This is a genomic window from Rhodococcus sp. MEB032, assembly GCF_030208925.1.
GTDB classification, from domain to species: Bacteria; Actinomycetota; Actinomycetes; order Mycobacteriales; family Mycobacteriaceae; genus Rhodococcus_F; species Rhodococcus_F qingshengii.
In genome coordinates, this window is record NZ_JARVSY010000014.1 from 1 (window position 1) to 12613 (window position 12613).

11 protein-coding genes are annotated in these 12613 nt (G+C 61.4%); 6 read left to right on the forward strand and 5 right to left on the reverse strand.

Annotation, left to right across the window (positions count from 1 at the left end):
• Positions 1 to 111 precede the first annotated feature (111 nt).
• Complete coding sequence (gene pdxR / locus QRN54_RS16455; protein ID WP_285182436.1) at positions 112 to 1506, reverse strand: MocR-like pyridoxine biosynthesis transcription factor PdxR; 1395 nt, start codon at positions 1504 to 1506, stop codon at positions 112 to 114.
• 47 nt (positions 1507 to 1553) lie between these two features.
• Here pdxR and QRN54_RS16460 point away from each other — a divergent pair, with 47 nt between their 5' ends.
• The 4 genes from QRN54_RS16460 to QRN54_RS16475 all read left to right on the forward strand — a co-directional run bounded on the left by QRN54_RS16460 (position 1554) and on the right by QRN54_RS16475 (position 5781).
• Positions 1554 to 2012, forward strand: a complete 459-nt coding sequence (locus QRN54_RS16460; protein ID WP_007727180.1) for a carboxymuconolactone decarboxylase family protein — start codon at positions 1554 to 1556, stop codon at positions 2010 to 2012.
• Between the two features lie 620 nt (positions 2013 to 2632).
• Positions 2633 to 4078, forward strand: coding sequence for a hypothetical protein (locus QRN54_RS16465; RefSeq protein ID WP_285182437.1), 1446 nt, complete (start codon positions 2633 to 2635; stop codon positions 4076 to 4078).
• 129 nt (positions 4079 to 4207) lie between these two features.
• Positions 4208 to 4906, forward strand: coding sequence for a class F sortase (locus QRN54_RS16470; protein ID WP_285182438.1), 699 nt, complete (start codon positions 4208 to 4210; stop codon positions 4904 to 4906).
• 77 nt (positions 4907 to 4983) lie between these two features.
• The gene (locus QRN54_RS16475) at positions 4984 to 5781 is read left to right on the forward strand and encodes an SDR family NAD(P)-dependent oxidoreductase (RefSeq protein ID WP_047269707.1); all 798 of its coding nucleotides are present in this window, start codon (positions 4984 to 4986) and stop codon (positions 5779 to 5781) included.
• A 14-nt stretch (positions 5782 to 5795) separates the two neighbouring features.
• Here the strand turns inward: QRN54_RS16475 and QRN54_RS16480 are convergent, their stop codons facing one another.
• Positions 5796 to 7133, reverse strand: coding sequence for a GGDEF domain-containing protein (locus QRN54_RS16480; protein ID WP_285182439.1), 1338 nt, complete (start codon positions 7131 to 7133; stop codon positions 5796 to 5798).
• Between QRN54_RS16480 and QRN54_RS16485 the strand changes: the two genes are divergently transcribed.
• Together QRN54_RS16485 and QRN54_RS16490 are read left to right on the forward strand one after the other, a co-directional pair.
• Entirely contained in the window at positions 7093 to 7737 is a 645-nt protein-coding gene (locus QRN54_RS16485) for a GntR family transcriptional regulator (protein WP_007727164.1), read from the forward strand. The genes QRN54_RS16480 and QRN54_RS16485 overlap by 41 nt on opposite strands.
• On the forward strand, positions 7737 to 9011 hold the full coding sequence (locus QRN54_RS16490) for an MFS transporter (protein ID WP_052959811.1): 1275 nt from the start codon (positions 7737 to 7739) through the stop codon (positions 9009 to 9011). Before QRN54_RS16485 ends, QRN54_RS16490 begins: the two co-directional genes overlap by 1 nt.
• A 45-nt stretch (positions 9012 to 9056) precedes the next feature.
• Here the strand turns inward: QRN54_RS16490 and QRN54_RS16495 are convergent, their stop codons facing one another.
• From QRN54_RS16495 to QRN54_RS16505, 3 genes are all read right to left on the reverse strand, one after another.
• Entirely contained in the window at positions 9057 to 10628 is a 1572-nt protein-coding gene (locus QRN54_RS16495; RefSeq protein ID WP_050655914.1) for a flotillin family protein, read from the reverse strand.
• Between the two features lie 11 nt (positions 10629 to 10639).
• Positions 10640 to 11155, reverse strand: a complete 516-nt coding sequence (locus QRN54_RS16500; RefSeq protein WP_037129298.1) for a DUF1449 family protein — start codon at positions 11153 to 11155, stop codon at positions 10640 to 10642.
• 148 nt (positions 11156 to 11303) lie between these two features.
• Complete coding sequence (locus QRN54_RS16505; RefSeq protein WP_047269739.1) at positions 11304 to 12605, reverse strand: M1 family metallopeptidase; 1302 nt, start codon at positions 12603 to 12605, stop codon at positions 11304 to 11306.
• Between the last annotated feature and the right edge of the window lie 8 nt (positions 12606 to 12613).

Genomic DNA, 12613 nt, shown 5'->3' on the forward strand with positions numbered 1-12613 from the left:
GGCATGGAGTGAACGACACGCTCACCCTCTTAGACGAGGGGAACGGTACGTTCACTCCATCAGGGCAGGGCAGGGCAGGGCAGGTGAGCGGCTGGGCAAAGCCGGCAGGCGTTATGGCAGAGCTGCCTGCAGCACCTCGCAGACCACGTCCAGCGTCCTCGAGTACTGCGACTGCGTCGGCGTGCTGTAGCCGACGACGATGCCGTCACCGCCGACTGACGACACGTCGGGATGTCGAAAGACCGACAGCCCTTCGAGCCCGAGATCGCGCGCCCGGGCCGCTGCAAGAACAGATTGTTCGGTGCCGGAGGGCAGACGGATCACAGCGTGAAGTCCCGCGGAGATCCCCTCGACCCTGACCTGGGGTACTTGCTGCGCAAGTGTCGCGACCAGTTGATCGCGTCGTCGTCGGTACGAGGTGCGCATCTTTCGAATATGGCTGTCGAATCTTCCGGATTCGATGAAGTCCGCCAAGGTCAATTGATCCGTTGAACTTACCCAGCGTTCGTAGGGTCCCTTTGTTGCGAGGACAGGTTCGATCAGCCTGTCCGGCAACACCATCCATCCGATGCGAATGGCCGGCGACAGTGTCTTGCTGACAGTGCCCAGGTACGCAACGTGCTGCGGTGCGATTCCTTGGAGTGCACCGACAGGTTTTCTGTCGTAACGGAATTCGCCGTCGTAGTCGTCCTCGATGATGACGCCACCCGTAGTCGTGGCCCATTCGAGAGCGGTCGCGCGCCTCGCCGGTGTGAGGGGACCGCCGAGAGGGAACTGATGGGTCGGCGTCAGCAGAACACTCTCAGCAGAAGTAGACGCCAATTCGTCTGTGCAAGTGCCTGATTGGTCAACCGATATGGGAACTGTCAGCAGCCCTTCGTCGGCGAGCAACTGCCGGTGCAGGTGAAGGCAGAAAGCGTCGACCGCGATCGTTCCTCCGAGTGCGCGGGCAAGGAGGGAAATCCCGTGACCCGAGCTGGCACTGATCACAATGCAGGTCGGATCGACGCGAACGCCTCTGGTGCGGCTCAGGTATGTGGTGAGGGCGTTTCGGAGTTCGACTCGGCCCCTGGGATCAGTAGTCGCGAACGCGTCGGTCGGCGCGGTGGTCAAAGCACGTCTGGCGGACGAAATCCATGCAGCGCGGGGAAACGCCGACGCGTCGGGCGATCCAGGGAGAAGGCTGTAGGTCCAGCGTCGTCGAGTCGGTGACGGCTCGACCTCGCGGGTGTGTGTGCTGGCGAGCGTGGCGACCAGGGTCCCGGAACCAGGCCGTGTGACAAGCCACCCAGCTGCGGCGAGTTCGGCATAGCAGTCCGCAACGGTGTTTCGGGCAACTCCGAGGTCGAGCGCGAGGGTGCGGGAAGGTGGGAGTCTGGTGCCGGGCTTCAGCAGTCCACTGTCGATCGCGTCGCGAAGGGTCTGAAGCAGTGCAGCGCGAACCCCGATTCCCTGTGGCAGCTCGATATGTAGATCGAACCCAAGATTGGCCCACGAATTCACCACCGGATTGAACCATGTTTCCGGGTCTTTCCGGGATTACCGTTTGAGTTATGACTACAGCAACAGGACAAAGACTGGATATCGCAAAGCTGGCGCCCGAGGTCTACAAGGCGATGATTGCGTTGGATGCCGCTGCACGCAAGGGGCTGGAGCCGACGCTCGTCGAGCTGGTCCTCACGCGTGCGTCGCAGCTGAATCATTGCGCATGGTGCCTGGACATGCACACTCGCGACGCACGAAAGGTCGGCGTGACGGAGCAGAAGCTCTACCTACTGAACGCATGGGAAGAAGCGCGAGGGATGTACTCCGATCGTGAACGTGCCGCGCTCGCCTTGACCGAGGCCGTGACAGTCCTCACCGACGGTTTCGTTCCGGACGAGGTGTACAGCGAGGCTGCCGGCGAATTCTCGGACGTGGAACTGGCTCAGCTCATCAGCGTCATTTTGACGATCAATGCGTGGAATCGCATTGCGGTTACCACGAGGAAGGCGCCTCCGGTCCGAGACTGATCCGAGGCTCGTGCTCCGCTCTCCGGCAGGGCAGGGTTCCGCCGTCGGAGATATGGGTAATCGGCGCAAAGAGGACCAAAAGATTGGTTCAGGGTGTGAACAAAACCAACAGATTCTTTGAATGTGAGGCAAATCACATAATGTGAGTGGAGATTGTTCTGGGTCATCTACAAGTTGCCCGAATCCCGACAAAGCAGTCTCGGTCGGAAGTTTCCGGCGAAGGGGTCCGCATAGCGGGCCCCTTCTTTTGCGCGCGAGCTGAAAACGCCCCTTCCTGTGAGTTTCCCCAGAATGTCCAAGTTACCGACTGGCTAGCGTTGGCGAAATGTCGGGAACGTCGCGGTTGGATGAGCAGATTTTGGGGGGATCGCGATTGTTGTGCGGTTGGACAAAGGTTCAGTCACCTTCATGGCTAACTCGTCATCCGAATGTCCAAGCTGCGCCCTGGGTGCTCGACGATTGGGTGATCTTTCTTGAAACATGCACTACATTGCCATTCAGTAACTGGCTGATTGCCAAAAGTGATCGGCTGATCCTCTCGGAAGTGAGCGCTGGGTGGCGTGGTATTGGGAATCCAGGCAACCGTCCCGCTACCGAAATGTCTTGAAAGGGAAGCTTTGATGACTGTGTCTGGTTCACGGCGTAGGCCGCTTGTTCTCCGGCTCTCGCTAACTGCAGCTATTGCCGTAACGGTCGCCGGTAGTAGCGTTGCTTTTGCTTCGCCAGCTGTGTCCGCGCCGATGCCGGTGCGAACCGCGGCCGCTCCGGCGTTCACCGCCGGGTTGTGTGAGGGCACCGAGTACACGCCCTCGGAGCAGATGCTCGACATCTCCGGCATTCGGCTGGATCACTACAACGACGGCAACATCGTGCCGATGTACGGCACCACCGATCGGGGCACCTCGGCCGCGGTGGATGCTCCGGTCTGCGGTGTCCGCGACGTCGACGGAATTGCGAAGTCGGAATGGATGTACTGCACGGACTTCGATCTCGATCCGTGTGCCGGTGTCGACGAGAACGGTTTGCCGGTTGACAAGCACAACGACGAGATGGGTGCGACGGTGCCGTCTTCGGGCAATCCCGATCTGTCAGCCGACGATCTCGCTGTCATCAGTTGGTTGCTGCAGAATCCCGCCAAACTCGACGGTGTCGTTTCGGGAAATGGCAGCGAGGATGCACGTTCGGCGCGGCAGACGCTTGTGTGGTGTGTCTCGGACTACGACAATCCGCTGATGGCCGATTTCAAAAGCCTGTGCGACAGGAACATCGGAGACGACGAGCGAGCTCGCATCGTCGAGATCATGAACGTCACGCAGACGCTCGACCTCGTTCGCAAGACACCCGCGACGGGGACTCTGAAGGCCGGCGAGACTGCCGTTTTCACCCTGAATACGAATATGTACCGGAAGCCGATCACTGTTCAGTCCTCGGCGGGCACCGAACTGACCGTCTGTGGTGACAACGCCAAGGCGACGTTGACTGCAAACCAACTGACGGTCGACGGCCGCGGCGACGCACCGACTGCTGTTGATCTTTGCCTCACCGCTGCGGCCGGCGGGGACTACTCGGTGACTGCAAGCGTCATTCCGGATTCGGTCGAGAACCTGCACTGGAACACGGCAGGCGCACAGTGCCAGATCTTCGCGTCGTTCGACACCGTTCGGCCGGCTTCGATGAATGCATCTGCCAGCGTCGGATATGCAGCAGCACCCACGACGACACCGGCAACGAGCACGCCGGCAACAACGACACCGGCAACGACCACACCGGCCACCACGACGCCTGCAACCCCGGTCGTTCCGATCGTGCCGATTGTTCCGATCGTGCCCATCGTGCCGATTGTGCCTGTAGTTCCGGGTGCACCTGTTCCGTCGCAGCCGGTTGCAACTCCCGCAACTCCGGCGCCGTCGGCTCCGAAGCCGGCCACTGGCCCCCGCCCGGTTGCCATCGACGGTGGTGCTGCTGAACAGAATTCAGGCCGCGACGTCGCCGTCGCAGTGACGGGCCTCGGGCTTGTCGGAATGGCTGCTGCCGGAGCAGTTGCTCTCCGCCGCAAGCGATCCTGACACCAGGCACGTGTAGTAGACGTCGGCACCGATCACGATTCGTGTGATCGGTGCCGACATTGATCAGACGCAGGGGGCGTCAATTCGCACGAGGTGCCGGGGGCGCCTCATCCCGCAGGAGACAGTTCGATGACCATGTACGAGTCGGATCCCAATCCATCCAATCCATACGACGATCCCAACCACGATCAGCCCGCGAGTCCAGGCAAAGGGCGTCGTGTCGCGTTCATTCTGGCTCTCATCGCGGTGTTGGCCGCCGGTGCTTCCATGGCCTTCGTCGGCCTGCGATCCTCCGATGGCGATGCTGCGATCCCGCCGAGTCCGGGAGTTGTCATGTCGCACTCCGCGAATCCGGCAACGCCTACGGATGCGATGATGACTCCCAACACCCTTTCGCTCGACCCGGTCGGTGTTCAGGCGCCGATCGTGGACGCCACCGTGCCGGAAGGAGTTCTCACTCCGCCGGAGAACGTCAAGAACGTCGGAATCTGGCTCGACGGTGCATCTCTCGATTCCGCCACCGGCACGACCTTGATTGCCGGACACGTCAATCTGACCGGCCAGGGTAACGGCGCGCTGTTCGACCTGGGCACGATCGAGCCGGGTGAAGTGATCCGTACATCCGACGCGACGGGTAAGAGCACGTCGTGGAAGGTGACTGCGGTGACGACGCGCCCGAAGGCCGACGGTGTGGAGGAAAGCGTGCTGGCCGGCCCGGAAGGCCCTCGTAAGTTGGCAGTCGTAACCTGCGGCGGCGAACTGCAATTCGAGGACGGTGTGGGCAACTACGCCGACAACGTCTACCTGTACGCGGATCTGATGGTCTGAGACACAGGAATGATTCCGACGGTCCCCGATCCCTCTTCGTAGAGATCGGGGACCGCCTGTTGGATAGTGTCGCAGGTATGGATCTTCACTTGTCTGGAAAGCGTGCGATCGTTGCCGGTGGTAGCAAGGGGATCGGTCTGGCAATCGCCAGAGGTCTGGCCGCTGAAGGGGTCGACATCGCGATACTCGCGCGCACTGAGCGAACCGTCGTAAGCGTTGCACGAGATTTGGTTTCGGAGTTCGGAATTCGTGCGATCGGAGTCGTGACGGATACGCGAGACGACGACGCGGTTCAGGCGTCGGTGCGGCAAGTAGTAGAGGAGTTCGGCGGCGTCGACATTCTGGTCAACTCCGCAGCGACTCCGTTCAGCGCCGGAAAGCCGACGGATTTCGAGGCGACCACAGACGACGTCGTGCGAGACGAAGTCGAAGTGAAAGTGCTCGGCTACCTGCGTACTGCGCGTGCTGTAGCGCCGTATCTGATCGATCAGGGTTGGGGTCGGATCATCAACATCAGCGGTTTGGGTGCCAGACAGGCAACCTCGATCGCCCACACGATCCGCAACGTCAGTGTGTCTGCGCTGACCAAGAATCTTGCAGACGAGCTGGGCCCCAAGGGAATCAACGTCACCGTCGTCCATCCGGGCGTGACGCGGACCGAGAGGTTGACCGCGCGGATTGCGCGCGAGTCGGAAGAATCCGGCCGCTCGCAGGCGGAGGTGGAGCGGGGTATCGCGACGAATTCGATACACCGGATCATCGACGCCGAAGAGGTAGCCGATGTCGTGACCTTCCTGGCATCGCCGCGAAGCATCGCGATCACCGGTGACGCAGTGGCAGCGGGTGGAGGAGTGCCAGGGCCGGTCTACTACTGAAATTGTGCGTACTGCTACCTGCCGGCGGTGGTGACGATCGTGTGAACGCGTCCGCCGCCGAGTCTCTTGCTTTCGTACATCGCCGAATCGGCGACTTTCTGCATGTCCGTGAACGCTGCTGCGCGGTCTTCTCCGGCGACGAATTTGTGGGTACGCACGGCGATTCCGATGCTCGAAGTCGACGGTATCTCGTCGGTATTCGAGTGCATTGCCGGTCCGATCGAGTTGAGCATCGGTCCGATGGCTGGCACGGAAAGTCTTTGAACGAGGATGAATTCGTCGCCGCCGACCCGCGCGACGACAGCATCGGCGTGTGCCCAGGCGGATAACCGCTGCGATACCCGGAGAATGATGCGATCGCCGACGTCGTGGCCGTGCACGTCGTTGATCGTCTTGAACCGGTCGATGTCGATCGCGATCACGAGTAGTGCCGCAGATTCTTGACGCTGGAACCCCTCGAGTACCTTCTCGACGTGGCGGTCGAGGCCACGACGGTTCAAGAGGCCGGTGAGAGGATCGAGGTCGGAACTGGAAGCATCCATGCTGAGCATCGTCAGCACGATCTGCGAGATGAATGCGCAGACCACCAACGCGGTGATGACGACCAGTACTTTCGAAACACCAAGGGCTGGATCGCGATCCGGCCCGAACAGAATTGGCTGCGCAGCCACCGCGATCACAAGAAGCGAAAAAGCTATGTGCGCGATCTGCAACTTCGGGTTGTGGAAGTAGGCGATGTAGATGCCGACCAGAGCAAAAATGACACAGGTGAGCAATCGTGCGAGCTGGGAGGAATCTCCAACGACGGAGATCGTGACCGCGATGTCGCAGAAGACCACGAAACCGAACGAGCGACGCTTTGTGGGGCCGAAGACCCACCATGAGACTCCGACTACGAAGCACGAGATCACGACAACAGTATTGAAGAACAGCGCAATCGTGCTTGTCGGACCGGCAGGGCTGAATCTGTTCAGTAGTGCGCACACTCCCAGTCCGATGACAATGATGCCAAGTAATAGCCGGGTGGCGGTCGTGAGGCCGTTGTCGCGGAGATAGCGAGTGAAGCGGTCGTATTGATCGGGAAGAATCAACCACTCGCGGGTCAGCGTCCTCATCGACTTCATCTGCGATGTCATGAGTGCATCAGTCTTCGAAGGCTGGAGCGTGCGCCATTCATCGCGAACTGATTCCTCTTCTGTCTGGCACCTTGCAATGCTAACTGGATCGATGCCGCATCGGACCGAGATGTTCGGATCGGTGACCCGGATGTCTGCGTTGCGCCAGCGTGGAGTATAAATACATCTTGTGTCTATGTTGTATTCCGCTTCCGAAACCGTCTTCCGCGAAGTCAAGGAGCTGATCCTTTCCGGCGAGCTCGCCGGCGGGGAGCTGATCAGTGAGGGTGACATCGCTGCACGGACCAATGTGAGCCGAACGCCGGTGCGTGAGGCGTTTCTGCGTCTCGAATCGGAAGGTTGGATGCGCCTCTATCCGAAGAAGGGGGCGCTGATCGTCCCGGTCGCGGATGGGGAAGCGGAACACGTAGTCAGTGCCAGACAGCTCGTCGAGACTCAGAGCGTTCGAGTGGTGTCGGTCCGACCGCACGCACGGGAAGCGCTTGTCGCAGCGTTGCGCGCGAATCTGATCGAGCAACGTGAGATTGCTGATCGCGGGGACGTGGCCGCGTTCAGCGCAATCGATGCAGACTTCCACAAGATGATCGTTGCCGCCGGTGGGAACCCTTTGCTCGACTCGTTCTACGCGAGTCTGCGCGACAGGCAACGACGGATGACAGCCCGGTCGATCTCACGCGACCCTGGCCAACTCTCGCGCATCCTTGCCGATCACACCGCGCTTACCGACCTCGTCGACACAGGCGATGCCGACGGATACAACACTGCCGTCCTCACACACATGCGCCAGGTCCACGGCCTCGGCTTCGAAGGAACTCTGTGATGAGCACCCAAACGATCGGCGCTGGGACCGCGGCCGAAACTCGTCTCGAGGGTGAACGCCTCTCCGGCGGAAAGTGGCTGTGGCTGACCGTTGCCGCCAGTATGTTCGCCGCTGCCTGGGGCGGAAACGAATTCACCCCACTGCTGGTGATGTACCGACTCGACCACGGCTATTCGCCGGTGATGGTCGATTTCTTCCTCTTCGCCTACGTCGTCGGAATTGTGCCGGCCCTGCTGCTCGGCGGCCCGCTGTCCGATCGATTGGGTCGACGCCCGATCATGCTCCCCGCGCCGATCATCGCGATCGCCGGTTCGACGCTGCTCGCTTTCGGGGCGGACTCCGCCGCTGCTCTCATCCTGGGAAGAATCCTCTGTGGCATCGCCTTGGGGATCGGTATGGCCGTCGGCGGCTCCTGGGTCAAGGAGTTGTCCACGCAACCTTGGGACCCGACGGCGTCGGAAGGCGCAGGTGCTCGGCGAGCAGCGATGAGTCTGACCGCGGGCTTCGCCTTGGGAGCGGGTGCTGCGGGAATCTTGGCGCAGTGGGCGCCCATGCCGAGTGTGTTGGCGTACGTGCTGCACATCGCGATCACCGTCCTCGCCGCCATGGCGCTGTGGCGTGCGCCCGAAACACGACCGGCACAGGCGAAATCCGACCGTCGCAGGTTGATCGACGACCTCAAGATCCCCTCGGCAGGTCACCGCAGATTCCTCTACGTCGTCGTTCCGTTGGCGCCGTGGGTGTTCGGTGCCGCCAGTGTCGCGTATGCAGTTATTCCGGCGCTCATGACCGGGCACAGTGGCGATGCGCCCGTGGCCTTTTCGGCTCTGCTGTGCATGGTCGCGCTGACATGCGGATTCGCGATTCAGTCGTTGGGGCGCAAGATCGACACCGACCGCAGTGCTCGTGGCGCCGTTGTGGCTCTGGTGTTTCTGGTGGTCGGTATGGCCGGTGCTGCTCTGGTTGCGTCGACGCTGACCGTGGCGATCGCGATCGTGGCTGCAGCGATCCTCGGTTGCGGGTACGGCATGGCACTGGTGTCCGGGTTGCTGGAGATCCAGCGAATCGCGGGGCCGGACGATCTGGCAGGATTGACCGCGGTGTTCTACTCGATCACCTACATCGGGTTCGCGGTGCCTGCGTTGCTGGCGATGCTGTCGGAAAGCATTCCGGCACTGAGCTACACGGTGACTCTGCTGTTCGGATCAGCCGCCGCCGCTGCCTGCTTGATTCTGATTCTCTTCAAGTCGCGTTCACATCTTCCGAGCGCGTGAAGCCGGCCCGCCGACTCCTGCGAGAGTCGGCGGACCGGGGCGAAATCACGCGTCTACGGTTGCGGAACCGTTTTCCGAATTGTGGACCGAATTGTGTACCGAACCAGCCGGAACCGATGCGGTCTTGTTCAGGCCGTTGAGCAAACCGGTGATATCGACGCCTGAGCTTTCGAGAGTTTCGATGACACCGGCAATCACCTGGGGACTGATGCCCAGGATCGAGCCGATCGAACCCTGCGCCCCGTCGCTTCCGCCGACGATGGAGATCCGATCGATGTCGCCGACCGGCTTCGCTGCTGCTGCGGTGGCGTCGACCAGTGCTGCCAGAACGTCAGGCAGAGTGAGCAACTGCGCGGCCTGCGGGGTGTAGGAATTGAGCGCCTCGGCGATCTGACGCTTACCGGCAGCCTCGGCTTCGAGCTTGGCGCGCAAACCATCCGCTTCGGCCTGCTGTTCGGCGCGAACGGCGTCGGCCGCTACCTTGCGGCCGTCAGCTTCGGCTTCCAGACGTGCTCGAAGGCCGTCGGCATCAGCCTGCTGCTCGGAGCGAACAGCGTCGGCGACGAGCTTTCGTGCATCGGCCTGAGCCCCGCCGGCCTGCCTTGCTGACTCGGCCTGTGCCTGGGCGCGGAGGATCGCGGCCTGTCGCTCACCCTCTGCGCGTGCGATGGAGGCTTGGCGTTCGGCCTCGGCCGGTGCAATGACATCTGCCTGCAATGCCGCTTCCGATTGCTGGGCGCGACGACGCTCGACCTCGGTGCGAGCTTCGACGCGGGCCGCCTCGGCCTGCTCACGTGCGATGCCGACGGCCTTCTCGGCCGTTGCCTGCGCGAGTGGTCCGGCCTGGTCGGCTTCGGCGTTCTCGGCTTCGGTCTGTGCTCGAAGGCGAGCGAGTTCGACGTCGCGCTTCTGATTTGCACTCGCGATCGCAGTGTCGGCCTCGGCCTGTGCGACGGAGCCTGCCTGTCGCGCCTTTGCCGACTGGATCTGCGAATCACGCTCTGCTTCAGCAGTTCCGATCGCGGCATCACGTTTGACCTCGGCGATGCGGCGCTGACCGAGCGATTCGAGGTAGCCGTTGAAGTCGGAGATTCCCGCGATCTTGATGACATCGACTTCCATGCCGATGCGTGCGAGGTCGCCGCCTGCCTCCTCGACCACGCTGCGTGCGAGCGAATCGCGGTTGGAGTTCAGATCCTCGACCGTCATGGTCGCGGTGATTCCGCGCAGGCTGCCGGCGAGGATTTCGTTGATCTGCTGCTGGAGTTCGTCCAGGTCGGAGGTCAGGAATCGTTGCACCGCTGTCTGAACCGCTTCGTCGGCGGAACCGATTCGTACCAGGCCGACTGCCTCGACGTTGACCGGAACACCGTCGTTGGAGAGCGCATTCTTGAGATTGATGCTGACGTTGAACGGCTCGAGCGACATGATGTCGACGCGTTCGATTCCCGGAATCTTGAACCGGGCTCCGCCGCGGACGACTTTCGGCTTGCCTCGTCCGGTGAAAACCGCCACTTCGTTCGGCGGGACCTTGACGTAGTTCTTCACGTAGATCGCGGGGAGAACGATGAAGATGATTACTGCGACTACAACCGCAATGATGATGATTGGCAGCATGTATCGAGTCCTTAGATCGCGTCGTCAACCGTGACGACGTGAAGGTATTGATCGTCTACATCGGCGATGTAGACGGTGGTGCCGGTGGTGAGCGCCATCGGCTGTGCACTGACGGCCTTGGCCTGCACGCGATTGCCTTCGGCGTCGACGAACGAGACTTCTCCCCAACCTTCGGCTGCAATGGTGAGAGTGACGGTGCCCAACAGCCCGGAGTACGAAGCTCGTCCGATGTGCGAATTATCTTGTTGTTCAAGGAGATAGGGGAGAAGTAGGCCGCGCGTGACGACAACGAGAACGGCGGCGAGTGCGAGTGCTGCAATCGCCGCTACCAATGTCGGGGCGTCCGCGAGAGTGGCAGCTACGCCGCCGGCGCCGAAGCCGAAAAGTGCTGTGGCCAAGGTTGTCAGGCTCAGAAATGGCAGCCCGTCTGCGTGGCCGCCGCCCAGATCTGCAACCTCGCCGACGGCAAAGGCTCCGACCAGGGCCACGACCCCGATCACGAAACATATTGTGAATACAACGAACATCGATCCCCCGATCTACCTGTCGAGGAAGCGTGCCCTGAGAATTGTGTTGTCGGGGTCGTCCCTCGGCCCACCTCTATAGTAAAGGTAAGACAAAGATAATCGGCGCATTCGGAATGTTTCGGCGTGGTGATATCGCGGTGAGAGAGCGTCAGAGACGAGGCAGGGAGCGCTGATTCAGCCATGCATCCCACAGTGGGCGCAATGGAGTGTCGGTGAAACGTGAAGCGAGATCGGTGAATTGCTCGGTACTGACCGTGCTGTGTCGATGCTTCGTGGTCCACTGACGGATCAGTTCGAAGAACTTCTCGTCTCCGAGAACGCCGCGCAGGGCGTGCAGAGTCAATGCGCCCCGCTTGTAGATTCGATCGTCGAACATCAGGGCAGGACCGGGATTGGCGACGATCAAGTCCTGAGATTTACGCCCGAGCCCTTGATAGGCGTTTGTCGCGAGTTGGTTCGAGGACGGGCCACCGGAATTCTCGGACCAGATCCACTCCGCGTAACAGGCAAAGCCTTCGTGCAGCCAGATGTCGCACCACTGCCCGAGAGTGAGGCTGTTGCCGAACCATTGATGGGCAAGCTCGTGTGCGACAAGACGTTCGGAACCGCGCCTGCCTGTGCAGTGGTTGGCTCCGAAGATCGAGAGTCCCTGCGCTTCGATGGGGATTTCGAGTTCGTCGTCGGTGACCACAGCGGTGTAGTCGGTAAAGGGATACGGTCCGAACAGCTTTCCGAAGACCTCCAACATCTGGGGTTGGCGCCCGAAGTCGACGTCGAACGCTGCTCGCAGCCGAGGTGGGTGAACGGCGAAGACCGGTACCGGCCCGGCGCTCACCTGCCGGTGCTCGTACTGACCGATCTGAATGGTTGCCAGGTAGGTTGCCATCGGTTCGGTCTGCTCGTAGACCCACGTCGTCTGACTCGCACGGGTCTGCTTGCGGATCAGCTTGCCGTTGGCGAGGGCATAGAACGGGGAATCGGTGGTGATCGAGATGCGGTACGACGCTTTGGAAATCGGATGGTCGTCGCACGGGAACCAGGACGCCGCGCCGTTGGGCTGACTTGCGACCAAAGTTCCTTCGTCGAGTTCCTCCCAGCCGACTTCGCCCCACAGGCTCTTGATCGGCTCGGGGTTGCCGCTGTACGCGATGGTGACCGACAGGGCACCGCCCGCGGGGATCTTGGTAGACGGCGTGAGGATCAGCTTGTTGTTCAAGTGCGCGTACTTGGTGCCGCGGGCACCGTTGACGGACACCTTGGACACCTGCAGGTTCTGCGCGAGGTCGAAGCTGAACTTGGATCGGCTCTCGGTGGTGACAGCGGTGATGACAGCTTTGCCGGCGAGACGGTTGCTGAAGACCTTGTACGTCAGTTCCAGTTCGTACCGGGACACGCGGTACCCGCGGTTGCCGTTGAGCGGCAGGTACGGATCGATCGGCTCCTCGAGCATTCGGTTCG

Bases quoted from the DNA above. Each gene is read 5' to 3' on its own strand.
- QRN54_RS16500 (WP_037129298.1), bottom strand. From the start codon at position 11,155: ATGTTCGTTGTATTCACAATATGTTTCGTGATCGGGGTCGTGGCCCTG.
- QRN54_RS16460 (WP_007727180.1), top strand. From the start codon at position 1,554: ATGACTACAGCAACAGGACAAAGACTGGATATCGCAAAGCTGGCGCCC.
- QRN54_RS16490 (WP_052959811.1), top strand. From the start codon at position 7,737: ATGAGCACCCAAACGATCGGCGCTGGGACCGCGGCCGAAACTCGTCTC.
- QRN54_RS16485 (WP_007727164.1), top strand. From the start codon at position 7,093: ATGTTGTATTCCGCTTCCGAAACCGTCTTCCGCGAAGTCAAGGAGCTG.
- QRN54_RS16505 (WP_047269739.1), bottom strand. From the start codon at position 12,605: ATGCTCGAGGAGCCGATCGATCCGTACCTGCCGCTCAACGGCAACCGC.
- QRN54_RS16470 (WP_285182438.1), top strand. From the start codon at position 4,208: ATGACCATGTACGAGTCGGATCCCAATCCATCCAATCCATACGACGAT.
- QRN54_RS16495 (WP_050655914.1), bottom strand. From the start codon at position 10,628: ATGCTGCCAATCATCATCATTGCGGTTGTAGTCGCAGTAATCATCTTC.
- QRN54_RS16465 (WP_285182437.1), top strand. From the start codon at position 2,633: ATGACTGTGTCTGGTTCACGGCGTAGGCCGCTTGTTCTCCGGCTCTCG.
- QRN54_RS16475 (WP_047269707.1), top strand. From the start codon at position 4,984: ATGGATCTTCACTTGTCTGGAAAGCGTGCGATCGTTGCCGGTGGTAGC.